The organism is Shewanella sp. S1-49-MNA-CIBAN-0167, from assembly GCF_040310145.1.
Taxonomy (GTDB): Bacteria; Pseudomonadota; Gammaproteobacteria; order Enterobacterales; family Shewanellaceae; genus Shewanella; species Shewanella psychromarinicola.
Genome location: NZ_JBEOPO010000017.1, coordinates 71,924 through 97,104, shown reverse-complemented (window position 1 = coordinate 97,104; position 25,181 = coordinate 71,924). Strand labels below are relative to the sequence as shown.

Below are 25,181 nucleotides of genomic sequence, written 5' to 3'. Positions count from 1 at the left end.
TTTCATAGCAAATCTCACTTCTAGTCTTGATTTATACTATAAGAATAAGCCAAAACTGACTCAGATGCATAGGCATGATAAATAATCACAATGACAGCAATAAAGGGATAGTCATGAAACTAAGATTTCAACGTCAAATTATCGGCCTCAGTGCGTTAACTATGCTCGCGTTAACCCAAACATTAGCTGTTGCTGATAATAAATTCAGTGATGTGATGATTAAATCCCAAAAACTAGACAATAATACTTATATGTTTATCGGCGCCGGTGGCAATATTGGCGTTTCAGCTGGGGAAGACGGCATATTGATCATTGATGACCAATTTGCGCCTTTAGCAGATAAAATTACTGCAGCACTCAAGCAAATTCAACCCGGGGTGCCCAAATACATTGTCAATACTCATTATCATGGCGATCATACTGGCGGCAATGCCCATTTTGGTGAAAAAGGCACTATCTTAGCGCATCACAATGTCCTCAAACGCCTCAAAGCTGATAGCCGTTCACCCGCGTCAGCATTACCTGTTATCACTTATGCAGAAAACATCTCAATTCATTTTAACCAAGATACGTTAGAGGTCATCCACCTAGGTCCTGGTCATACTGATGGTGATAGTGTGGTTATTTGGGAAAAGGCCAATATTATTCACATGGGCGATTTATACTTTAAAGATCGTTTTCCCTACATCGATTTAGCGGCTGGAGGTTCAGTGACCGGTTATCGGGAAAACGTCAGCATGATATTAAATCGTTTGGACAACAAGACCAAAGTGATCCCTGGTCATGGTGCGTTAGGCGATAAAAATGCATTGTTAACATTTAAGCATATGCTTGATGACAGCATTAATTGGATGCGGGGTGAAATAGAAATGGGTCACGATTTAGCCACCATCAAAAAACAGGGTGTACCGCCCAAGTACGCCAATTGGGGCTGGGAGTTTATCTCTGCCGATAAGTGGATTGAGACCTTATACCAAGATTTAGCCACAAAACCTTAAATTTGCATCTTAACTCAGCTTATCAGCAAATATCCCCCTCTGTTTACAAAAAAAGCTTGCGCTTATAGGCAAGCTTTTTCTTTTCAGCATCAAGGTCTTCTACGACGAGATATCCATTCTGTAATCGTTAAAGGTGCTGGCCTGAAATGCTACAACCCCCAATAGACTGGCTTTGCATTTTTGCTGCTAATATTTAGAAAAGGTCTAGCGAAATAATTGAACCATTGCCAGGATGCTAAAATTGCTGCACTTTTTTCATATTGCTTCCCCACCCACTAAGCGATAACAATGAATGGCTTAGTTAACCCCCTCTTATTGGGTCCAATATCGAGATATAAGCTATGTATAAAGACCAACAAATATTGTTGTTTATCGATATTTGCCACCCATTTTAGACAAAAAAAGCGCCCCTGAGGGCGCATTAATGACTGAATACTCAATGACTCAGCTTGTACGTTATTCTGTCACCAAAGCTGTTGCACGATTTTCCAATAATACCGGAATACCTTCGGTAATAGGATAGGCTAACTTATCAAACTTGCAGATCAGTTGTTGCGACTCTTTGTCATATTCTAGCTTACCTTTACATACCGGGCAGGCCACAATTTCGAGTAATTTTTTATCAAATGCCATGAGACAGTCCTTTTTTAGTTTGAGCCACTTGCTGTAATTGGCTCAACAATGCGTGATCAAATTCTGAGTTAAGCTTCGCATTTACAGGTAAATACCACCAGTTTGATTGTGCAAAATCGCGACATTTAACCGCATCTTTTTCAGTCATTAATAATGAATGTTGCACAGATAACTCACTTAATTGCTTTTCATCAAAAGCCTGATGGTCTGAAAACTCAACGGTTTTTACTACTTTATAGCCTAACCGACTAATACTATTAAAGAAGCGTTGCGGATTACCAATACCCGCCATAGCAACAATACTGTGCTGCTGAGTTAATTCATCATGTAGGCTAGTATCGACCTGACAAAGAGGTGCAGGAGCAAGTGTCATCAACACTTCATCATCTTGAGCTGGCCCGCCATTATTGATCACAAAATCAACCGAGCTTAAACGCCCTAAACCTTCTCGCAAAGGCCCTGCAGGCAACAAACAGTGATTACCATAACGTCGCTCACCATCGACTAAGGCAATTTCGATATCACGCCCTAACGCATAATGCTGTAGGCCGTCGTCACTGATAATAACATCCACATCAAAATCAACTAATAACGTCTGTGCCGCAGCAATTCTGTTGGCGCCTACAACCATAGGCACATAAGTGCGAGCGACTATCATAGCGGGTTCATCACCAACATCACTTGCTTTGGCATTGATGTTAACGGCAACAACACCGTCAATATTAACCCCATAACCTCGGCTTATCACACCTGGTTTATAGCCATGTTGGCGTAATAACTCGATTAAATAAATCACTGTTGGGGTTTTACCGCTGCCTCCAGCAGTAATATTGCCCACCACAATCACAGGCACCGGCAACACTTGCACCTGTTTAAGCCCACACCTAAACAGTCCTCGCCGAATAGAGGATATTAACCAAAACAACCCAGATAACGGCAATAATAACCACTTGGCTGAGTGCCCTTGATACCAAATGCGCTGAATAAGCTGTTGCATCACAAACACCCGATCATTATTGGCTAAACTGCATCTGGTAAAGGTTGGCGTAAATACCTGCTTGGGCAATTAATTCACTGTGATTACCACGTTCAACAACTCGACCTTGATCAATAACCAAAATTTCATCGGCGCTTTCTATGGTGGATAAACGATGGGCAATCACAATCGATGTACGGTTATGTCGAAGATTATCGAGGCCTTTTTGAATCGCTTTTTCAGACTCGGTATCCAAAGCCGATGTGGCTTCATCTAAAATTAACACTGGCGCATCACGTAACATAGCACGAGCAATGGCAAGACGTTGACGTTGACCGCCTGAAAGTAACACCCCGTTTTCACCCACTTGGGTGTCTAATCCCAGTGGCAAGGTATCAATAAATTCCATCGCATAAGCCAGTTCAGCGGCATGGACAATCTGCTCTCGAGTCACTTCGCCTGGGTAAGCATAGGCAATATTATTAGCAATAGTGTCATTAAATAAGGTCACTTGCTGTGACACTAAAGCCACTTGATTACGTAATGATTTTAACTGGTAATCGTAAATGCTGGTGTCATCAAGGCGGATATCACCGGTTGACAAGCCACTATAAAAACGGGTAATCAAACTGGCGATGGTCGACTTACCAGAGCCAGAACGCCCGACTAATGCAATGGTTTTACCCGGTTTAACTTCAAAATCAATACTGTTTAAGGCGGACTTTTCTTGGCCTGGATAAGTAAACGTGACATTTTCAAATGTCAGCTTACCTTGAACACGATCAATACTAAACTCACCCGTATCTGGCTCTGGTTCTGTGTCTAATAATTCAAACACTGTCGTGCAGGCGGCAATGCCTCGTTGAAATTCGGCATTAACACGGGTTAAGTTTTTAATCGGTTGAAGCATGGCTAACATGGCACCTAAAATAGCCGCAAACGTTCCAGCGGTTAAATCCGTTCTCATGCTCTCCCAAGTGGCGGCATACAGTACAAAAGCCAGAGCAAAAGATCCAATCACCATAATGAGCGGTTGGCTAATTGATTGAGCCACCGCTAGCTTCATATTTTGATACCGGTTTTGGTCGTTAACTTTATAAAAACGAGCAACCTCTGTTTTTTGGCCACCAAACACCAACACGTTTTTATGGCCTTTAATCATCTGTTCAGTGGTTGCGGTAACGCCGCCCATTGCAGATTGAATTTGCTTAGAAACCTTACGAAAACGCTTACTGACAATACTGATCACAACGCCCATAATTGGGCCTATCACCAATATGCATAATGATAATTTCCACGAATAGTAGAACATAATGCCTAACATACCGATCGCGGTCATGCTGTCACGGACAATTGAAATCAACGCACTACCGGATGCACGAGCAATTTGTTCAGTATCGTACGTGACACGTGAAATCAAATTACCACTATTTTCGCGGTCGATATAACTCACGGGTAAACGCAGATAATGTTCAAAAACTTGTTGGCGCATATCCATGATGAGCTGTGCACTCATGAATGAGACACAATAGGTCGACACAAAGTTAGCCACGCCACGTATGCTGAACATGACAATAACCGCAATAGGAGCCATTAACATAATGTCTTTATTGGCGTTAAACCCACCATGTGTCGGTAAGTCGACACCAGCAGCTATCGCTGGAGTTTGGCTGAAACCTTCATCAATAAAAGGCTTAATAAATGCAATAAACGCCGCATCGACTGCGCCATAGGTAATAAGGCCTAGAACAGCCATAATAAACATGGCTTTCATTGGGACTATATAGGCCATCAAACGTTTGAAAACGATCCATATTTCATTTTTAGGTGATGCTGACATTGAATCCAATACTTAACTAGCAAACATAAGTGATATTCTACTCTGCTTTAAGTGACTCACCAAACCTAAACAAACGGTTATACCAAAATGGGGCCATTTTTTGCCGATAAGTGGTGACGTAGTAATCATTATGAGTGAAATTGATGCTAATTTGGCCCACATGGCCCGTCTGTAATATTTTGCAGTCTCGCTGTTGATACCTGGTCAAAATATCCAATTTAGGAAAGCCATATTGGTTAGAAAAACCAGCAGTAAAAATGGCTAATCGAGGATTAACGTTATCGATAAACGCCGGGGTAGAAGATGTTCGGCTACCATGGTGTGGAACTAATAAGATATCGGCTTGAATATCAACATTCGCGGCGACTAATGCCTGTTCTCTAGGGGCTTCAATGTCTCCAGTTAACAATACCGAAGACTGGCCATCAGACAGCTTAACCACGCATGATTGGTTATTATCATTACTCTTGGTCGTTAAATGATTACTGATGAAAGTTAACTGCACGCCACGCCAATGTAACTCACCTTCACAAGCTTGCACTGCGGGTGATGACTCAGGCAAGGTTGAGGCTGAGGTTAAAAAATCGGCTATTAATGTCGCCTGCGGAAATTTATCTAGCAACACATTCAATCCACCAGCATGATCATTATCATCATGGCTCACCACGATATAATCAATATACCTGATGCCTTTGCTCGCCAGAAAAGGCAATATTGCACGCTGCGCATAGCTAAAATCGCCATATGCTGCCCCAGTGTCATAAATAATCCCATGTTGACCTTGTTGCAAAACCACCGCCATACCTTGAGCCACATCAATGACATGAAGTTGCCATGGTGCTGAACGTGATGATGACGATGGCGGAAACAATATCTGGTGAGTCACCAACTTGCTCACGATGATTGGTAGCATGAGCACGGCAACCAAAAGGCGAAAAGCCAGTTTACGGTTGTTAGGCACATAACCCCGAAACATCAACAAGATAATTGCAAAAAAAACAAACAGTAATCCCGCCAGTTCCTGTTCAGTTAACGCAAGCTGTTTTAACGGCAAATGATCGCTCAGCTGTAATAACCACGCAAATGGCTCAAGACTTATATTAGCCCACTGAAATATCATCAAGCCAAGGCTTTGCAGTGAAACAAGATCTATGCCCAATAACCACATGACACACAATGCCACTAACCAAAGGCAAAAACTCAGTATTGTTAACGGAATAACCACTAGACTAAACCAAGGTACTAGCAACATATTTAACCAAATACTATGAGGTGAAATTCCACCAAATAATATGCCTTGCAAACCACCTAGGAACAGCGCTAAACGCCATTGAATGGACCACAACACACTCAGTCCATGCAGTATCTTATCCTTTACCTGTTTAGCTTTTTGTATGCATCGTTCGGTCATATCAAATTTAGGAACATCGATACTTTGATTAACGTGATCAGAGCCCAACATAGGTTGTTAATCTACAGTGGTGGATTTTACCGCCAATAAAATGATCACCAAAGCCCCAAACGACAACCATAGCCCAGCACCGAGCGACGCAAAGGGATCGACCAACAGCACAAAAAACAATGCATATACGAGCCGATCCCAATGGTGGCTAAATTGTTTAATCAAGCTGAATATGAGTAACAAAAATAGCATCAATAATGCACGTTGCGTGGCAACAGCAAAACCAGATAAGTAGCCATAACCAAAAGTGAATAATGCAGCAATCACCATTGCGAGTTGAATTTTACCTAAATGTTGCCAAGAAAAAGCATAACGACTCAGCCCGATCATTATGGCGTAAAACAAACCAAAAACGACCGATAAGTGTAAGCCCGAAATTGCAACAAGATGCCCTGCTCCCGTCTGACGCAACTGCTGCCATCGTATTGCGCTTAAACCGCTTTTATCTCCAAAAATCAACGCTTGTAAAATATCCTCCTGAGCAAATTGTGCCAAGGTGGGTGACAATGCATCAATAACCTGTTGACGCACAGACATACTGTGACTGAGCAGTTCGGCTCGTTTAACACGACCTTTAGCGATAATATGCTGACTAATGAACTGCTTTTGTTGATTAAAACCACCTTGGTTTTGGATGCTTGAGATCCCTTTGACCTTGGCACTAAATAACCATGTCTGGCCAATAACAATTTTATCTGGCTTTTGCCATGTTAATCGGTAGTATCGCTGCACATTATTAAGCGCCAACGCCTCAAAAAAAGCGTATTGATCAGCTTGATTAATAACGCGCACATCGAAACTAATCCAGTCGCGGTTTTGGCTAACTAGTGATACTATCTGCGCCTTAAACTCAATTTGTTGGGATTTTTCAGCATATTGATGCATAAACAAACAATGAAATAACAGGCTTAGCCAAATGACTGCGAATAAGCAACCAGCCATAAGCGGCCCTTTGCGAAGGCAAAGAACCATAGCCAAGAATAAAATAGGTAACCATCCTATAGGTACCAGCGAAGGCCATAACATCGCTGATAAAGAACAGGCGCAAAAGCCATAGATAAATCGATTCATAATGAATTAGTAAAGACATTAATCGACAAATATGCCAAAAAAATTAATACAAAGATTTATGCCAAAAGCAGAAACACTCCGTGAGCATAAGTATTTACGGGTGTTTGGCAAACTATTGCACAAGCCCAACCTATGGGTGTTAAATCGCAAATCGGCCCCAGGGGCCTTTGCTGTAGGGCTATTTGTGGCTTGGCTCCCTTTGCCATTTCAAATGGTGGTTGCTGCAGGATTTGCCATTCTGTTTAACGTCAACCTTCCCGTTGCTGTCGCCCTAGTGTGGGTGACGAATCCGTTTACTATGCCCATTATGTTTTATGGTGCTTATCTGTTGGGAACCAGAATTCTCGGACATAAAGCGCAGGAATTTCATTTTGAAGCCACCTGGGCATGGATTGAAGCGTCTTTATCGACCATAGGCCCACCTTTTTTAATCGGCAGTTTAGCCTTGGGCATTGTGTCGGCATTAATTGGCTACGTTGTCATTAAAAGCATGTGGCGCTATTCAATCTTATTTAAATGGCAAAAGCGTAAAGGACAATAGTCTCCAACAGATTGACTCATTTACTCTCATTAAGGCCGCTTCTGCGGCCTTAATAATATGCTAAAGGTATTGATTTACATTTTTCGCCATCAACTTTGCAAAATGGGAAAAACCCAATATCTAAAAATTACCCGCCAAATTAACCTCTATAAACAACATCATCCAAGTCAACCCTTATCTACACAGCTGAGTGCTTCATGGCGAGTTGCGGGTCGACGTCCTTGCCGATCAGCAAGGAAGTTATGTAAAAGTGTGACCACTACAAGCCGCAGAAACAGCACTAACGATATCGTTAACCGACCCTAATACTGCCATTAAACGTTCATACACCATTAGGGAATTTGATCCAAAACGTGGCCAACTTAGTTTGGATATTGTTATCAATAGACATGGAGGCCCAGCCACTGATTGGACTCAATCAGCTAAAATGGGTGGTACTGTGGTGATTAATGGCGGGCCAGCTAGCTTATGGTTCCTGTTGAGTCAGGGTACGGTAGGTCCATACAATCAAGTGCAGGGCAAGTAAGCCACTAAAGCTAAAAGCAAAAAAAAGTAGCGCGATGGATTCGACTGTTTTGGGCGTATCGGCATAGCAATACCACCAAAGTGGCCACGTAACTAAACTCAGTAGCGTTAACTGCCACATGCAGCGTTTACAACGACCAATTTTTTGTTTAAAAACCGAATCAGTGCATTGGTTACAAGGCATAACCCCCATCCTTATAAGCCATCACTAAGGTGCTTAAACGCGTATTTTGACAATCGAGTTAACCCATGTTTGCTCATCTCTGTATAAGCTATCTGCCCGCTAATGCGGTGGCAGGCGCTATTTTGGTTGCTTTCCACGCAGGGTAAATGGTTGCCACTAAACTCATCACTAATCCCATCACCAGCACCAAGACCACATCTTGAGCATGCAATTGCGACGGTAAAAAATCAATAAAATAAATATCTGATGCCAAGAGCTGAATACCCAATAACTGCTCTATTCCAGATGCAATATCACTTAAATAATAAGCAACCACAACACCCAACACACCACCAATGCTACATCCCATCAGCCCATTTAAAGCACCTTGCATAATAAAAATGGCCATAATGGCGCCGCGATGAAGCCCCATGGTCATTAAAATGGCAATTTCAGAGGCTTTATCACGTACGGCCATCACTAAGGTAGACACAATATTAAAACAGGCCACGGCTATCACTAAGGCTAATACCAAATACATAACTAAACGAACAAGCTGAATATCTTGATACAAATGCCCTTGGCTACGAGTCCAATCATTAATGTATAAATACTGCTCTTGGGCAAAACCTAAATCACGAGTGATACTCGCCGCATGAAAGACATTATTGACTTGAATTCGTACCCCAGAAACCGCGGAGCCCAGCTCGAGTAAATCGGCTAAATAATCAAGCGACACATAAGCTTGAGTTGACTCAATCTCACCACCCAAGGTGTACACACCTGAGACAACAAAGCGATGACTCTTGGCCGACGTTAACTTACGGTTATTCGCATCTGGCGTATACATCGCCAGAGTATCACCCACTTTTAAGCCCAATTTAGTCAATAAACTGCGGCCAAGGACAATGTTATTTTCATCACCAGCTAATGTCTGCCAAGTCTCGGCAGACATATAATCAGCAATACTCGACACATCGGACTCATACTCAATATCAACACCATTGACAACTAACCCTTGAAAACCATCGGGTTTTTGTACTAAACCTTGTAAACGAACAAACGGAGCCGTACCTGTAATTTGCGGTATTTTGGCCGCACTTTGTGCAATTTCATGCCAATCGGCAATAGGTTGATTAACGCCAACGAGTTCACCATGAGAGACCACGCCTAATAAGCGGTCTTGTAACTCTTTTTCAAAACCATTCATGGCCGATAGCACCACAATCAACACGCCAACACCTAAGGCAATACCCGCAGTAGACGCAAATGAAATAAAGCCGATAAAGCCATTCGACTGCCTGGCGCGAAAAAAACGCCAGCCAATTGTTAACGGTAACCACTTACTCATTAAACTTGTCCTACAGGCACAGTAGTGACTGAACTCGCCACCTGCAACACCCCGTCTTTCATGGTGAGTTGGCGATCCATTTTCGCGGCTAATTTATGATCATGGGTTACCACCACAAACGCGGTACCAAACTGCTGCGCCAACTCGCGGATCATCAGATAAACATTATCACCACTGCTGGCGTCTAAATTCCCCGTGGGTTCATCGGCTAATACCAACTTTGGTTTGTTTATCAATGCTCTTGCTATTGCAACACGTTGACGTTCACCGCCCGATAATTGCGCCGGGATATGGTGTAAACGATGGCCTAGTCCAACACGCTCAAGTAAGTTTTTAGCGTCTATCAAGGCTTGGTTTTTATCCCTGCCTTGAATAAACGCAGGCATCGCGACGTTTTCAATCGCGGTAAACTCAGGCAACAGATGATGAAACTGATAAATAAAACCCAAATCTTGATTACGCACTTGTGCCTGACGAGCACTAGACAATTGGTATAAATCTTCACCGTCTAACAATACAGAACCAGATGAGGGCATATCTAAGGTCCCCATAATGTGTAAAAGGGTACTTTTACCCGAACCGGAACTGCCTACAATGGCCAACTGTTCGCCCTTATAAACGGTTAAATCAACACCCGACAGTACTTGGGTAGTCACTTCACCATCATGATAGTGCTTGCTGACATGTTGAACCTGTAATAACGCTTGTTGTGTCTGACTCATTATTCGTATCTCAAAGCTGTAGCAGGTTGAACCCTTGCGGCGGACAACGCGGGATAAAGGGTGGCAAATAAGGTAATAAATAAGGTGCCTAAAATAATAAAACTCAATTGCGCTAATGACAATTGCACCGGCAGAGTCTGACCTACGCCCAATATAGAAATACCAAAAGTGGTTAATATTTCATTCAAATTAAGCGTTAACACTATGCCCGCAATCGCGCCAAGCATTAAGCCTAACAGCGCATTAAGCGAGCCTTGCACAATAAAAATCGTCATCACCGAGGTGGTGGTTAACCCTTGGGTTTTTAACACCGCAACATCGGTGGTTTTATCGACCACCATCATCACCAATGCTGAGACAATATTAAATGCAGCCACGGCCACAATTAAACTGAGCATCAATGACATCATATTTTTTTCCATCTTGACCGCCGCAAATAAATGGCCAAAATCTTGGCGCCAATCACGCGTTTGAATGTCAATGTTTTGCTTAGCAAATCCAGCAACCACTTTTGGCGCTAACGCAGGTGCAGAAAAAGGATCGTTCAAATACACTCGCAGTTCATTAATGGTATTGCTGTCTTTACGCATCAATTTACGCGCATCTTTATAATGCACATACGCCACGCTAGAATCGACTTGCGAGCCCATTTCAAAAACACCGGCAACGGTAAACTTACGTTGGCTAGGCACGGGGCCCATCGGCGAATACACCACACCATCACCGCTTAACACCCTAACCTTATCACCCGCTCTCACGTCTAGTTTTCGGGCAAGATCAACGCCAAGTACAATTGAATACTGCCCCGCTTGTAACGTTGAAAACGCATCAGAATAAGTATGAGACGCAATACTCGACAAGGATTGCTCAAGTTCAGGATATACCCCATACATTTGAATGGCATGAATGTTACTGCTCGATTGGATCATGGCCTGGGTTGTCGCACTTGGCACAATGCCACGAATATTTTGTAATAAATATTTATCCGCCAACAGACTTTGGGTACTTTGCTGCCAATCTCTAAATCCCATGTCACTGATCAAGGTCATCTGCGGCACCGCACCTAAAATACGGTTTTTTAGCTGGCCTTCTAATCCATTCATCACCGAACTGACGACGATCAATGCCGTCACCCCTAAAAAAATACCCGATACAGCAAAAAAGGTAATAAAAGAGGCAAAAGCATTCGCTTTTCGGGCTCGCCAATAACGGTAGCCGATAAAAAATGAAAATCCTAAATTCATAAAAAAATACTAATCCTGTGCGCCCATTTGGGCGTATTAGTCAGACAATCAGGCTAAATGACACTATGAAAACAACAAGCCAGCGTGTATGACTTGCTAAATCATTAAGTTGGGCACGATAATAGGGCTATTAGTGTGATAAATAAAGAGGCAAACCTTGATACCTGACAGCAATTCTTATTTTAATGTGCCTCACAACTTTAATGTGTACTTAACTTCGTGGGATCCAAGCCACGCTTTACCCACTGATGATGAGCTACGCGACATGCAATCGGTTGGTTTAAAACTGCTCACAGAAGTCAAAAGTCTTGAAGCAAGCTGCCTGTTGCAATTGCGCCACCTAGATAATGATGCCAAAGCCGTGGTCGACTTTTTAAAATTACAATCACGCAAGGTCGATTTAGTATTACAACATGTGCTTGAAAAAGAAGTTCAGGATGGTGAGTTATTTACTGGCGATCAATTCGGCGGTAGTGGGATCAGCATTATCTCAACACGACCGTTAATCGCAAATGAGTTCGTTAAAACCCACATCTATTTGCATACTGAGTTAGTCGCATTATTGTGTATTTGCCAAATTAGAACCTGTACAGCAGCAACAAATGACACTGCAGATACACCTTCTTGGCGTTGTGAACTTGAATTTAGCCAAATACTTGAAGATGATATTGAGCAATTAGTCAGAGCAAGTTTGAATGTACAGCAAAAAATGCTCAAAAAACGTAAGCAGAATATCGATAAACAGCGTAGCTGAAGCCTCGCCTTATTATAAGACTTGATCGCAAACGGAACTGAAAAAGATTTTAATGAATTTATATAGTGTACTCACGCCGCCGAGTGTAAAAAAAGGCCAACAAACGCAAACTTTGGCAACCTTGGGTGGGGTCTCGCAAGCCATCACCCTGGCCAATTTAATTAATAACCATGCTGGCACCAGTATTATCGTCACCCATGACACGCCCAGCGCCTTGTCACTTGAGGTGGAGCTGAGTTATTTGTTAAACCACATCAATGTGAATGTGTGTTTGTTTCCCGACCGTGAAACCTTGCCCTACGATAGCTTCTCGCCACATCAAGACCTGATTTCACAGCGACTTGAAACGTTGGCCAATATCAATCAAAGCCAACATAATGTGGTTATCGTGCCAGTAAACACCTTAATGGTGCGATTACCGCCAAAGTCGTTTATGACCGCCAATGTTATGGTGTTAAAAAAAGGCGACACTTACGGCTTACAACAGGCTAGGCAACATTTAACTGACACAGGTTATCATCTAGTCGACCAAGTATACGAACATGGCGAGTTTGCCATTCGTGGCTCCATTATTGATATTTTCCCGACTGGCTCTTCACAACCATTACGCATAGAACTGTTTGATGATGAAGTAGAATCAATCCGCTTTTTTGATGTTGATACTCAGCGTTCAGGCATGGCACGTGATGCCATCCGTATGTTGCCAGCCAAAGAATTTCCGACCGACAGCCATGCCATTGAAGGCTTTAGGCAACGCTATCGTCGCCGTTTTGAAATCATTTCAAAAGAAGCCGAATCGGTTTATCAACTTGTCAGTCGTAATCTAATGCCTGCAGGCATTGAAAACTATTTACCGCTGTTTTTCGATGACACTGCCAGCCTATTTGATTACTTGCCACAAAACAGTCAACTCATCACCATAGGCGATATTGAAAAAGCCAGCTTATCCCATTTGCATGAAGTCAATGTGCGCTACGAAGACCGACGCGTCGATCCACTAAGACCCTTGTTGGCGCCCAAAGAGCTTTACCTGCTTAATGATGAATTATTTGCGGCATTTAAATCCTTTAATCGTACTCAATTACTGCAGCAATATAGTGCCACCGACACTAATAATGCCGGTGAGCCGCTAGCAGAAGTCGCCCTACCAGCACAGGCCCTTATCGCCAACGTTGAAACGCTGCCCGACATCAATGCCAACCATAAATTAAAGCAGCCACTGATTGCGTTACAAGAATATGGTCAACAACACCCACAGCTCCTATTCAGTGCTGAATCTGAAGGCCGCCGAGAAGCCTTGTTAGACTTGTTTGCTAAGATTGGCATTAACCCCAAACAGTTTGCTCATCTTAACGACTACTTTGCCGCCAAAGACAGTATTGGCTTAATCGTGTCACCTTTAGCGCGGGGTTGTGTGCTAACCGACACCGCAAAAGGTGCTGTGAGTATCATTTGTGAAACCGAACTGTTTGGTCAACGTATTTCGCAACATCGCCGCCGCGAAAAACAAAAGCAAGTTAGCTCAGATGTGTTAGTCAAAAATTTAGCTGAACTTAAAGTCGGCCAACCTATTGTGCATCTTGAACACGGTGTAGCGTTATACCAAGGATTAGAAACCCTCGATACCGGCGGTTTAATCGCTGAATATTTAAAACTGGAATATTCCGGTGGTGACAAGCTGTATGTACCAGTGTCATCACTGCATCTTATCAGCCGCTACAATGCCAGTGGCGACGGTAATACTCATCTCAACAAGCTGGGTAACGAAACGTGGACCAAAGCCAAGAACAAAGCTATAGAGCGCATTAGAGATGTGGCCGCGGAGCTGCTCGATGTTTACGCCCGTCGCCAAGCACGTCCTGGCGAGGCAATGAGCATCGATGAACAAGAATATGCCCAATTCAGTCAAGGCTTCCCATTTGAAGAGACTGTCGATCAAGAAAGCGCCATTCATGCGGTGCTTGAAGACATGCAAGCGCCGTTAGCCATGGACCGCTTAGTCTGTGGTGATGTTGGCTTTGGTAAAACCGAAGTGGCCATGCGCGCAGCATTTGTCGCGGTTAATGCCGGTAAACAAGTGGTGGTGTTAGTACCAACCACCTTGCTTGCCCAACAACACTACGAAAATTTTAAAGACCGTTTTGCCGATTGGCCTATCGTGATTGAAGTGATGTCACGCTTTAGAACCGCCAAAGAGCAAAGCAGTGTGGTCCAGCAACTCGCTGAAGGCAAAGTTGATATTGTTATCGGCACCCATAAGTTACTGTCATCAGAAGCTAACTTCGACAACCTCGGTTTATTGGTTATCGACGAAGAACACCGCTTTGGTGTACGTCAAAAAGAAAAGATTAAAGCGCTACGGGCCCATGTCGACATTTTAACCCTCACAGCCACGCCTATCCCGCGGACCTTAAATATGGCCATGTCGGGTATGCGTGATTTATCCATTATCGCCACCCCACCGGCTAAACGTTTAGCCGTAAAAACCTTTGTGCGTGAATATGATAAAGCCACTGCACGAGAAGCTATCTTGCGTGAAATTTTGCGTGGCGGCCAAGTGTATTATCTACACAATAATGTTGAAACCATTGATAAAACGGCGCAAAACATTCGCGACTTAATTCCAGAAGCCCGCGTCGTGGCAGCCCATGGGCAAATGCGCGAACGCGATCTTGAAAAAGTCATGTCCGATTTTTATCATCAACGTTTTAACGTACTGGTCTGTACCACCATTATTGAAACGGGTATCGATGTGCCCAGTGCCAATACCATCATTATCGACCGCGCCGACATGTTAGGTTTAGCGCAGCTTCACCAGCTTCGAGGTCGGGTTGGACGCTCGCACCACCAAGCCTATGCTTATATGATGACACCACATCCTAAGCGTATGACTTCTGATGCACGTAAACGTCTTGAAGCCATTAGTGCGCTTGAAGATCTTGGCGCAGGTTTTTTACTGGCCACCCAAGATTTAGAAATTCGTGGTGCGGGTGAATTACTGGGCGATGAACAAAGTGGCCACATCTCAAAAATTGGTTTCAGCTTGTATATGGAAATGCTTGACTCTGCCGTAAAAGCCCTCAAAGAAGGTAAAGAGCCTTCGTTAGCCTACATGATGAGCGCCAAAGCAGAAATTGATTTACGTATTCCGGCGTTATTACCAGAAGATTACGTCAGTGACGTCAATATGCGCTTATCATTATATAAGCGTATCGCTAACTGCGAAAGCGACGCTATGCTTGATGAGCTTAAAGTCGAATTTATTGACCGCTTTGGTATGTTACCTCAACCCACGCGCAATTTAATGGCGATGACACTGTACAAACATCAAGCAACAGCACTGGGTATTACCAAAATTGAAATGCACGCCAAGGGTGGCAGCGTCGAATTTGGTCAGGAAAATCACGTCGATCCGATGTTTATTATTGGTTTGTTGCAAAACCAACCACAAATCTATCGAATGGACGGGCCAAATAAGTTAAAGTTCAACATTCCTGCTGAGACAAGCAAAGAGCGTCTTGAGTTAATCAACACCTTGCTTGAACAGTTCGCTAAACATCAAATTTTGGAGACAAATAGTGCTTCGTAAAATTGCGATTGCTATCGCCGCTATCATAGCGCTATCCCACAGCGTGTCAGCCCATGCAGAATCATGGTTTGAAGTTGAAGTGTTTGTATTTGAACGCCAACAACCATCAGTTGAAAAATGGCTCAATGCCACGCCGCCCAAACTCAGCAAAGACACTGTGGATATCATTACGCCAGTGATCAGTACCGACATAACTGGGGTTTCAGTTGGCTTAAAGGGTTGTACTTCAACCGACTGGACCAATGACGCCAGTAACTGTAATGATCCTAACATCAGTAAAAGTACGGCAACGCACCCAAGCCAAGTGCCCTTTGATGTCGCAGCAAGCAAGCCACAAACGGCTCACTTAGGTCAAGGACCATTACTGCTGGCTCAGAGCCAAAGTAAATTTAGTGACATAATCCGAACTATCCAACGCGAGCCTTATGTTAAAAGCCTAGTACATTTAACCTGGCAACAAAATATGCAGTCTCGCCGACGTGCTAAGCCAATACGTATTTATGGCGGTAAGGATTTCTCAAAAAGTTTTGAATATCATGGCTTAAGTGTCAAAAAACCATCTCAAACAGAAACTATGCCTAGCACAGACTTAAGTGCCTTAGGTGACTTTTATGAAGCGCCAAAGATTAACCCCGTATGGGAATTAGACGGCTCGATTAACATTTATCTCAGTCATTACCTTTATATTGAAAGTAATTTGGCTTTGCGTAAACCCACCCAGAAAATGGTTGAATCGAGTCCATTGGCATTTAATGAGTATGCAGCGTTAGATATTGAAGGTAAGAAACAACTGGCACCTTACTTAGAAAGCATTCCGCTGATCCAAAACCGTCGAGTTCGCAGTGGTGAGATCCATTACTTTGATCATCCGCAACTGGGTATCGTGATGCAAATTCGTAAAATGGCCCAACCCACTAATATTAAACCTATTGATTTAACAGAGCGTTCTTCCGCCAGCCAACCGGTACCTTATACCGGTTAACCGCTGACGCACTCAAGACTAAAAAACCGGATCATATGATCCGGTTTTTTGATTCATAGCCTAGCTTATTTTATGGTTAACACCCTTTTCTCAGGTTGCTAGTCTTCATGGTGCTCGAGCTCATTATGCTAGGTTAACTGTGCAATTCGAGTGATATCGATCGCCAATTGCTGCGCGGTTTGCCAACGCGTTTGCTGCTCAAGTGCCTGTAAGGTTTGCGCGCTATTACCTGTTAGCGATAATGCGGTATGTGTAGGCTCCGCCATGGGCCAATCAAACTCCGTTAATAAGGCGTTAACGCCAACCGGATCATTGCACACCAAAATCATGTTACAGCCAGCATCCAATGCCGCTTTAGCTCGTCCAAGGTAATCACCAGCAAAACTAGCGCCTTTCATGCCTAAATCATCAGAAAAAATCACCCCATCAAATCCTAATTGTTGGCGTAAAATAGTCTGTAACCAATAGGTCGAAAAACCAGCAGGGTTGGGGTCAATATTGGAATAAACAACATGTGCGGGCATCACGCCTTGCAGGTGTTTTTGGTCTATAAGCTGTTTAAACGGGAGCATATCAAAAGCTTCCACTTGCTCTTTACTGCGCGGATCAACAGGCATCGCAACATGGGAATCGGCGGCAACACTGCCATGACCCGGAAAATGTTTACCCACGGCAGCCATACCGGCCTCATTCATGCCGATAATAAAGTGTTCTGCCAATGCACTAACTTCCTCAGCAAGCGCACTAAAACTGCGTTTACCGATCACTTCACTTATACCATTTACGTCTAAGACAGGTGCAAAACTCAAATCTATATCACAGGCCAACAGCTCTATTGCCATTAGAAAACCACACTCTTTTGCCCATTGTTTAGCTAATGTTAAGTCGCCTTTAGCTGCAGGTAAAATATCACCCATAGCAGGAATTAAGCTAAAACCCTCACGAAAACGCTGAACCCGGCCACCTTCATGATCAACCGCAATTAATAAACCAGGGCAAATATGGCGAACATCCTTAACCAGCTCAATTAATTGACTTTTATTTTCAAAGTTTCGACTAAAGAGTATAATCCCACCCACCTGTGGATGCTGTAACTGCTCAGCTTCTAGCGCAGATATGGTTAAACCTGCAAGATCCATCATTAAATAGCTCAAACCTTTCCCCTAAATATACAGCTGACTATTGCGTCAAGTTAATCAAGTCACATTACACATCAAGTATAAGGTTGGCTAATGTGAAAATAATGCATAAAAAAATCTAATGAACTGTCATTGATTAATCTGTGGGATACTCTAGTGACAATAAGAGATAAACCGCCAACATTACATTTGACGATTATACTCACTTATAACTAAAACAATAAACGACTCAGCAAGGGTTCAATCACATGATTAGCGTATTTGACATGTTCAAAATTGGTATCGGTCCCTCTAGTTCACATACAGTGGGCCCGATGAAGGCCGGTAAAATTTTTATCCAGCATGTCGCAGATATTAATTTATTGGATCAAATTGATGAATTACGAACAGAATTGTTTGGCTCACTAGGCCAAACAGGTAAAGGCCACGGTACAGGTAAAGCAGTGGTTTTAGGCTTAATGGGTCAAGACCCTGAAACCGTTGATACCGAAGCTATCGATGCCATTTTAGAGACAGTATCGACCAGTCAAAAGTTGACCCTCGCAGATGGACGTCAGTTGACATTTACCCGTGAAGCAGGGGTCACCTTCCACAGACGCAAAACCTTACCTGCACATGCCAATGCCATGACCTTATTCGCCTTGTCTAAAGGCGAATGTATTTACCAGCGTACCTATTACTCTGTTGGCGGCGGCTTTATTCTCGATGAAGATGAAATTACTCAACGAAATGCTTCTCCGGCGACACCCATTGAACAAGCACCTTATGACTTCAATAGTGCATTGCAATTACTGCAACTTTGTTGTGACAATGGCTTAAGTATTTCGTCTTTAATGATGGCCAACGAGCAGAGTATTGCATCGGAAGATGAAGTAAAACAAGGTTTGTGGAAAATTTGGCAAACGATGAAAAACTGCGTCGAACGCGGTTATCAGAAAGAAGGTATTTTACCTGGTGGACTAAAATTACGTCGTCGCGCACCAGCGCTTTACCGCCGTTTAAAAGCTGAAGGCCGTAATAATATCGACCCACTGACTGCAATGGACTGGGTTGATTTATTTGCCTTATCGGTTAACGAGCAAAATGCTGCAGGCGATCGAGTCGTGACAGCCCCAACAAACGGGGCAGCAGGGATTATCCCCGCTGTATTGTGTTACTACGACAAGTTTGTGCAAGAAGTTGATATTGATGTGTGTTGCCGTTATTTATTAACCGCAGCCGCTATTGGCATTTTGTACAAGAAAAATGCCTCAATTTCTGGCGCTGAAGTGGGCTGTCAAGGCGAAGTGGGCGTAGCCTGTTCAATGGCTGCTGGGGCGTTGACTGAAATTATGGGCGGAACAGTAGAACATGTTGAAAACGCCGCTGAAATTGGCATGGAACATAACTTAGGCTTAACCTGTGATCCCGTTGGCGGCTTAGTGCAAGTCCCTTGTATTGAGCGTAATGCTATGGGTGCAGTAAAGGCGATTAACGCATCACGTATGGCGCTTCGCGGCGATGGTAACCATAAAGTCTCACTGGATAAAGTCATCAAAACCATGATGGATACCGGTAAAGATATGCGCAGCAAATACAAAGAAACCGCGAAAGGTGGTCTTGCGGTGAATATCGTCGAGTGTTAATTAACGCATTAATTTAATCGCGTAATGTGAAATGCCTGTTAGTCACTCTAACAGGCATTTTTTGTATCTATTAAATGAAAATTTAAGCGCACTAAGTGACTCATTCAACCCTACTATTTTAAACCTGCTATTTAACCAATATTCGTGCGCAATTATCCAAGCCACCAAATGAGTGTAGCGCACTATTATCGAGTTGATAGATACCCTTTTTTGGTGAACAAAATAGCGGTAAACTGAATTGAACTACAGACAGCATTCTGCCATTGTAGAAAATCATTAAAATGACAACAACGTTGTAAACTGCGTCAACCCTATCACCCCCATCATCAAGCCAATGTTTGACAATCGAGTTCTTCGCTGAGATGCGATTGCGGTTTCTAGCTGCAATCGAACGTAACGCATTTCTGGACAGATCCTTGATAGGGTTATTGTTTTAGTCGATAGTAATACACATTAGATTGTTTAGGGGTAGTGAAGGGATCTAGCTGATACCCTCACCCTATTGCGCATAACATGCGTTATGCGCAGTTATATTAACCTCTAAGTCTGTGGTTAAATTCAGTATATCTCTACAGAGTCCATATATCGCCTTAGAACAGGCGCTAATTATTGAGAAAGGCAAAAAGAAAGAACTGACCCTCAGCCTATTTGGGGAAGTGCCTAAAACGCCCGATCACCACTCATCGGGTAAAGCTAATCATACTTAAATAGAACTCACTAAGATGAGTTTTATCGCAATAAGCATCAATATAAATCCTGCAACTTTATCAATTTTTTGTTTATGCTGATTGAATAGAGGCAGTATATTTGGGTGTGATAACAGTAAAACAACCCCGATGTACCAGATAAAATGTGCCAACATAATGATCAAGCCATAACCTATCTGCATTATTAGTGGAGTATCTAGTGACACCACTTGAGTAAAAATACTTAAGAAAAAGATCGATGTTTTAGGGTTTAATATATTGCAGGTAAAGCCTAAACGTACCGCTGCAAAGGGTGAAATATTAACCGTTTTATTGTTTTGATCTGCATTTAAAAGCGCGCGTGTTGTTAATAACTGCCAAGCAATATAAATAAGATAAGCGGCTCCTAAGTATTTAATTAAATTGAATAACCATGCCGAATTTGCAATCACGACGGCTAATCCTGCAATTGAATAACTGGCGTGTATACAAACAGATAAAGCCATACCTAAACTAGTATATAAACCTGCCAAACGACCATTGTAAATACTCGTACGGGTCACCATCACAAAATCAGCCCCGGGTAACACCGCCATAAAAATAGCAATGGTGCTCACCGTAATAATTTCTGCCATATAAGTATTTATTAACAGCTCCATATTTACCTCTCATTATTTAAAATATGCTTACAGCAACGTATTTATTACTCTGCAGTCATGTTAATTTGTGAGAGATTTAAAACAATACACCAATTTGTAAAAGGACTTGTGCTTAGTGGACACAAATAAAATAATCCCTTTGTTGCCCGACATGGCGATTTTTGTCACTGTGGTTGAGCAGGGGAACTTTAGTAAAGCAGCCAGAAAACTGGGGGTGACACCCTCAGCTGTGAGCCGTCAGATAAGCAGGTTAGAAGATGCATTAGGCATCAAACTATTACAGCGCACTACGCGACAACTGGCTTTGACGGAGTCAGGGAAAATCACTTTTGATTATTGTAAACAGATGGTTGAGTCTGCAGAGCAAGCGGTTAATGCCAGTACCTCTACAACATCGACGGTGAGTGGATTATTGAGAGTCGCAGCACCAAAATCGCTAGCGAGTAGAGTATTACGACCGCTCTTTATTGAATTTTTAAAATGCTATCCAGATATTCAGTTGCATTTAAAAGTGACCGACCGTGTTTTAGATCCCATTCATGATGGTGTTGATTTTTTGATTCATATTAATGACAATCCCATTGAAGCATTGGTCAATGTTAAAATTGGTCGCGTTGAACAGGTATTATGTGCCAGCCCTGATTTCCTCGCCAACCATGATTTGCCAACACACCCCGATGACTTAAAATATCTATCATGCCTTTGTTTAGGCGAAAACACGGCCGACAACCGTTGGCGATTTAGCAATGAAAATCAACAAGCGACTGTGCACGTAACTGGAGCATACTTGATTAATCACAGTGAAATGCGTTGTGATGCCATTGAACAGGGTTTTGGTGTTGGTGGTTTGCCGGATTATATCGCACAGCAGGGTATTGAAGCGGGGACACTCATTCCGCTATTGGAAGATTGGCAGTTACAGGGTAATTATCACGGTGATATTTGTTTGCAGTATGTGCAAAGTAAATACATGCCGAATAAAAACCGCGTTTTTATTGATTTTATGAAACAGAATTTACTTGTCATTAAGTCTGATTAAGCGTGTTAATTCAAATATTTTTTACAGTTTAATCTCTTAAATACTCCACGTCGCACCAAGATACTCTTGCACTATCTTGGTGTATATCCCTTTCATCACTTGAGAAAATATATGGCAAACCGAGATGAGCATATTGTTATTGAGCTGCTACTCTAAGCTACTTTGGGGCATAAATGATTTACACACCTTGGCACATTTGTGGGCGGAAAAAATACAAAAATACATAGCCACCCATTTTTTGAAGTAACAACATAACCTCTTCCTATTTGAGTTGCGATCACCTTTTATCATTTTCACAATGAGCAAATTCAACAGGATGATTCAACAAGATGATTCAACAAATTAGCAATCGATAGCCAATCCATCAGTAATATGGTCGATTTAACGCAGCAGAAAAGCTTGATATCAATCAAGTGGAAGATGGTTTTGTGGGATTAAGACATGATTGCTTAGGCGCACAACCAGCGCAGGCAGTTGGCTGCGCCTTGTCGTCGTTTTCGGTCTAAATGTTCGCAATAGTCTGTTAATGCAGGCAAAGCCCCTACAGCACCTTTGAATAATACCCCAAACTCTGTGGTGATTTTTAACCAGTTTTCAGCAGGAATATTCAGTCTATTAAGAATAGCTTGGCGACTTGCACTAATGGCGCCACGTTTATCCTCTCGAATAATCCTGCCTGTATCTTCAACTAGCACAATATAGTCTTTTACACTAAACATTAAACCTTTAGGCATATCCTGACGCTCATTCCCCACAAAAGGCAATAACTCTGCTGGTTGTTCACCTTTTATCGCTGAGTGTATTCGGCGTTGAATGCTGGTGCAACAATCTTGGGTGGCCATATTTAATTAGGTGGCCATATTTAATTTTTAATTTCCTAAGCTGGGACAACTTCACATAATCAATCAAAATTTGTTTCACTGCATTAACATTAGAGTTATTGTTCTAAATATTAGAGTTATTACTCTAAAAAATAGATATTATCAAAGGAACTACTGATGAGTAAAATAAAAAAAACGCTCTTAAGCCTGGCGGCTGTATCTGTATGTGTATTGGCTGGCGTCATGTTTTATGCCACTGACATCGCAAAAGGTGACCTTCCTGCAACAGACCCGCAAAGCTACACTACCATTGAAGCGAATGGCCTTAGTTTTGCCGTTGATATCCGCGGAGACAAAACGGGGACACCGGTTATATTACTCCACGGATTCCCTGAGTCGGCGGTGATGTGGGACTCATTCATGGATGAACTCACTGCAAATGGATATTATGCCATTGCACCCAATCAGCGTGGTTACAGCGCTGGATCTCGACCAGATGACGTTGAACAATACCAATTGAAATACCTGACTTCAGATGTTATTGCGATTGCTGACCAGCTCGAATTAGAAGCATTTCATTTAATTGGCCATGACTGGGGCGCAGCGGTAGGTTGGCAGGTTGCCGCAGAAAATCCTGATCGCGTTATCAGCTATGCCGCGATTTCGGTGCCTCATATTGATGCTTTTGGTAAAGCGTACCGGGAAGATACAACACAGTATGAAGCGAGTGCCTACATCCGTTTCTTTCAGAAACCGATCTTACCTGAATTCATGATGGCGAAAAGTGACTATGAGCGTTTAAGATCTATTTGGACGCAGCATGACGCAGCAGAAATTGAACACTACGTTGGTATTCTTGGTCAGGAGAAAGCCCTGACCAGTGCCATCAACTGGTATCGTGCCAATTTCCCTGTATTCACAAACGGTTTAGATGTTGGCAAAGTTAACGTGCCAGTTACGTTTATTTGGGGAAATAAAGATCATGCGCTTAAGCGTTCCGGCGTTGATGACACCAGAAATTACGTTGAAGCTGACTATCAATTCATCGAAATGGATGCCGGCCACTGGATTATCCAGGAAAAATATCAAGAACTAACAGGCCACTTGCTTACTCATTTAGCTAAGTATAAATAGGGTTCAATTCAATTTGTCTATCAAAGGATACACATGAAAAAAATTATAATTAGATTATTGTTGATTGTACTCGTTGTACTTTCTCCCGTTCTCTACCTCATTTACACATTTGCATTTACGGGTCCTATGCCTGATGCGGAATTTCAGAAAAAACTGCCTGAAATAGTAAAAAACCTTGAAGTGAAATTTGATGGTGAAGGTGAAGAGACCTTAGTGTTCATCCATGGTTACCCTGACAGTTTGGAGCTTTGGGACAAACAGGTTGAATATTTAAAAGATGATTATTCGATTGCTCGATTCACCCTTCCGGGGTTCGAGTTAGAAGATAATGGGGAAAGACCTCATTACAATATAAAACAGATCCGAATGATTATGAACGCCTTTATTAGAGGTTTAAATAAAGACAAGGTCACCGTTCTGGCTCACGACTGGGGCGCGGTTTATGCGTCTCAGTATCTGAAGAAAAATGACTTAGTAGATAGCCTGGTACTCTTTGATATCGGCAGCTTTGGCGAAGAGAAACGACCAACCATCAATGTTAAATACACCTTTGCACTTGCTGTTGCTTGGACTTTACCTGAATTTTTAGGAGAAAAGTTGGCATTATATACTGCTGATAACATTTTAAAAATTGAAGATGTAGACCCTAATAAAACAATCGCGGATTTGCGAACAGATCCCCGTATGACCTATCCGTACTGGCATTTGTGGAAATCTGTATTAACGAAAAATACAACAAAGGCGACAGAAATAAAAGATTATGGCACGCCTTTCCTTTTCATTTACGGCAAGGATAAAAAAGTCTGGTTCCATGCTAAAAGCTGGGAAAAGCAGCTACAAGAGCAGAATAAGGGACAAGTTGAAGTTGTACCTGGCGGTCACTGGTTTATGCAGTCTTCGCCTGATCTGGTGAATCAAAAGATTTCTAATTGGCTGAGTGCTAATTAAAGCAACAAAAATTTTGTTTCTTGCTATCTAATTGATAGGCCTGATGTCTAAAAATATAAGGGGAGCCACTTTAGTGGATCCCCTTTTTTTACTGACGGACTTCAACCCGGCACGTCCAATTTATGCAGCATCCGATTAAGCATAGGTACCACAATCAGGGTCAGTATAGTGGCAAAACCCAGACCAAACATGTTGCGGGGCAGCTGGGCTAACTCTTTTATAAAGAGTAAAGAGGGAACAGCCGTTGGTTTCCTTTTGGTCTGGTGTGGGTGAAGCCCC

General features: G+C 42.6%; 19 protein-coding genes and 2 pseudogenes. 10 read left to right on the top strand and 11 right to left on the bottom strand.

The window, feature by feature from the left end; all coding sequences use genetic code 11:
• Positions 1-113: 113 nt before the first annotated feature.
• Positions 114-998, top strand: a complete 885-nt coding sequence (locus AAEZ00_RS10010) for an MBL fold metallo-hydrolase (protein WP_124013874.1) — start codon at positions 114-116, stop codon at positions 996-998.
• A gap of 456 nt (positions 999-1,454) precedes the next feature.
• On the opposite strand, the gene AAEZ00_RS10005 is transcribed toward AAEZ00_RS10010, so the two are convergent.
• The 4 genes and pseudogenes from AAEZ00_RS10005 to AAEZ00_RS09990 all read right to left on the bottom strand — a co-directional run bounded on the left by AAEZ00_RS10005 (position 1,455) and on the right by AAEZ00_RS09990 (position 6,935).
• Positions 1,455-1,631, bottom strand: a complete 177-nt coding sequence (locus AAEZ00_RS10005) for a Trm112 family protein (protein WP_101030794.1) — start codon at positions 1,629-1,631, stop codon at positions 1,455-1,457.
• Positions 1,621-2,628, bottom strand: a complete 1,008-nt coding sequence (gene lpxK, locus AAEZ00_RS10000; RefSeq protein WP_124013883.1) for a tetraacyldisaccharide 4'-kinase — start codon at positions 2,626-2,628, stop codon at positions 1,621-1,623. Before lpxK ends, AAEZ00_RS10005 begins: the two co-directional genes overlap by 11 nt.
• A 16-nt stretch (positions 2,629-2,644) precedes the next feature.
• Positions 2,645-4,447 (bottom strand): lipid A export permease/ATP-binding protein MsbA, encoded by a 1,803-nt coding sequence (msbA, locus tag AAEZ00_RS09995; protein ID WP_124013875.1) that lies wholly within the window; start codon positions 4,445-4,447, stop codon positions 2,645-2,647.
• Between the two features lie 37 nt (positions 4,448-4,484).
• Positions 4,485-6,935, bottom strand: a pseudogene (locus AAEZ00_RS09990) (DNA internalization-related competence protein ComEC/Rec2).
• 76 nt (positions 6,936-7,011) lie between these two features.
• Between AAEZ00_RS09990 and AAEZ00_RS09985 the strand changes: the two are divergent.
• Positions 7,012-7,521 (top strand): DUF2062 domain-containing protein, encoded by a 510-nt coding sequence (locus tag AAEZ00_RS09985; RefSeq protein ID WP_101030783.1) that lies wholly within the window; start codon positions 7,012-7,014, stop codon positions 7,519-7,521.
• Between the two features lie 286 nt (positions 7,522-7,807).
• Positions 7,808-8,047, top strand: coding sequence for a siderophore-interacting protein (locus AAEZ00_RS09980; protein WP_101030780.1), 240 nt, complete (start codon positions 7,808-7,810; stop codon positions 8,045-8,047).
• On the opposite strand, the gene AAEZ00_RS09975 is transcribed toward AAEZ00_RS09980, so the two are convergent.
• The 4 genes from AAEZ00_RS09975 to AAEZ00_RS09960 all read right to left on the bottom strand — a co-directional run bounded on the left by AAEZ00_RS09975 (position 7,988) and on the right by AAEZ00_RS09960 (position 11,526).
• On the bottom strand, positions 7,988-8,230 hold the full coding sequence (locus AAEZ00_RS09975) for a DUF3624 domain-containing protein (RefSeq protein WP_351088617.1): 243 nt from the start codon (positions 8,228-8,230) through the stop codon (positions 7,988-7,990). The genes AAEZ00_RS09980 and AAEZ00_RS09975 overlap by 60 nt on opposite strands.
• Positions 8,231-8,318: 88 nt before the next feature.
• Positions 8,319-9,560 carry a lipoprotein-releasing ABC transporter permease subunit LolE gene (gene lolE, locus AAEZ00_RS09970; protein WP_124014283.1) on the bottom strand — a complete coding sequence of 414 codons (1,242 nt, stop codon included), beginning with the start codon at positions 9,558-9,560 and terminating at the stop codon, positions 8,319-8,321.
• Positions 9,560-10,282, bottom strand: a complete 723-nt coding sequence (gene lolD, locus AAEZ00_RS09965; protein ID WP_124014284.1) for a lipoprotein-releasing ABC transporter ATP-binding protein LolD — start codon at positions 10,280-10,282, stop codon at positions 9,560-9,562. Before lolD ends, lolE begins: the two co-directional genes overlap by 1 nt.
• Positions 10,282-11,526, bottom strand: a complete 1,245-nt coding sequence (locus AAEZ00_RS09960; protein WP_124014285.1) for a lipoprotein-releasing ABC transporter permease subunit — start codon at positions 11,524-11,526, stop codon at positions 10,282-10,284. Before AAEZ00_RS09960 ends, lolD begins: the two co-directional genes overlap by 1 nt.
• Positions 11,527-11,683: 157 nt before the next feature.
• On the opposite strand from AAEZ00_RS09960, the gene AAEZ00_RS09955 reads away from it, so the two are divergent.
• The 3 genes from AAEZ00_RS09955 to AAEZ00_RS09945 are packed head-to-tail and all read left to right on the top strand — an operon-like array spanning position 11,684 to position 16,851.
• Positions 11,684-12,280 carry a hypothetical protein gene (locus AAEZ00_RS09955; protein WP_124014286.1) on the top strand — a complete coding sequence of 199 codons (597 nt, stop codon included), beginning with the start codon at positions 11,684-11,686 and terminating at the stop codon, positions 12,278-12,280.
• Between the two features lie 52 nt (positions 12,281-12,332).
• Positions 12,333-15,869 carry a transcription-repair coupling factor gene (gene mfd, locus AAEZ00_RS09950; protein WP_124014287.1) on the top strand — a complete coding sequence of 1,179 codons (3,537 nt, stop codon included), beginning with the start codon at positions 12,333-12,335 and terminating at the stop codon, positions 15,867-15,869.
• The gene (locus AAEZ00_RS09945) at positions 15,859-16,851 is read left to right on the top strand and encodes a peptidoglycan binding protein CsiV (protein ID WP_101030757.1); all 993 of its coding nucleotides are present in this window, start codon (positions 15,859-15,861) and stop codon (positions 16,849-16,851) included. Before mfd ends, AAEZ00_RS09945 begins: the two co-directional genes overlap by 11 nt.
• Positions 16,852-16,979: 128 nt before the next feature.
• Here AAEZ00_RS09945 and nagZ read toward each other — a convergent pair whose 3' ends face one another.
• A complete protein-coding gene (gene nagZ / locus AAEZ00_RS09940) occupies positions 16,980-18,005 on the bottom strand; it encodes a beta-N-acetylhexosaminidase (RefSeq protein ID WP_124014288.1) in 1,026 nt (341 codons plus the stop codon).
• A 233-nt stretch (positions 18,006-18,238) separates the two neighbouring features.
• On the opposite strand from nagZ, the gene AAEZ00_RS09935 reads away from it, so the two are divergent.
• Complete coding sequence (locus AAEZ00_RS09935) at positions 18,239-19,615, top strand: L-serine ammonia-lyase (RefSeq protein WP_101030751.1); 1,377 nt, start codon at positions 18,239-18,241, stop codon at positions 19,613-19,615.
• Positions 19,616-20,318: 703 nt separating this feature from the next.
• Here the strand turns inward: AAEZ00_RS09935 and AAEZ00_RS09930 are convergent.
• The gene (locus AAEZ00_RS09930) at positions 20,319-20,960 is read right to left on the bottom strand and encodes a LysE family translocator (protein WP_124014289.1); all 642 of its coding nucleotides are present in this window, start codon (positions 20,958-20,960) and stop codon (positions 20,319-20,321) included.
• A gap of 115 nt (positions 20,961-21,075) precedes the next feature.
• Here AAEZ00_RS09930 and AAEZ00_RS09925 point away from each other — a divergent pair, with 115 nt between their 5' ends.
• Complete coding sequence (locus AAEZ00_RS09925; RefSeq protein ID WP_124014290.1) at positions 21,076-21,999, top strand: LysR family transcriptional regulator; 924 nt, start codon at positions 21,076-21,078, stop codon at positions 21,997-21,999.
• A gap of 449 nt (positions 22,000-22,448) precedes the next feature.
• On the opposite strand, the pseudogene AAEZ00_RS09920 reads toward AAEZ00_RS09925, so the two are convergent.
• Positions 22,449-22,820 (bottom strand): annotated as a pseudogene (locus tag AAEZ00_RS09920) (transposase); the annotation flags it as partial.
• Positions 22,821-22,997: 177 nt separating this feature from the next.
• Between AAEZ00_RS09920 and AAEZ00_RS09915 the strand changes: the two are divergent.
• Entirely contained in the window at positions 22,998-23,954 is a 957-nt protein-coding gene (locus tag AAEZ00_RS09915; RefSeq protein WP_351074350.1) for an alpha/beta fold hydrolase, read from the top strand.
• A gap of 33 nt (positions 23,955-23,987) precedes the next feature.
• On the top strand, positions 23,988-24,902 hold the full coding sequence (locus AAEZ00_RS09910; protein WP_124013757.1) for an alpha/beta fold hydrolase: 915 nt from the start codon (positions 23,988-23,990) through the stop codon (positions 24,900-24,902).
• Positions 24,903-25,181: the final 279 nt, after the last annotated feature.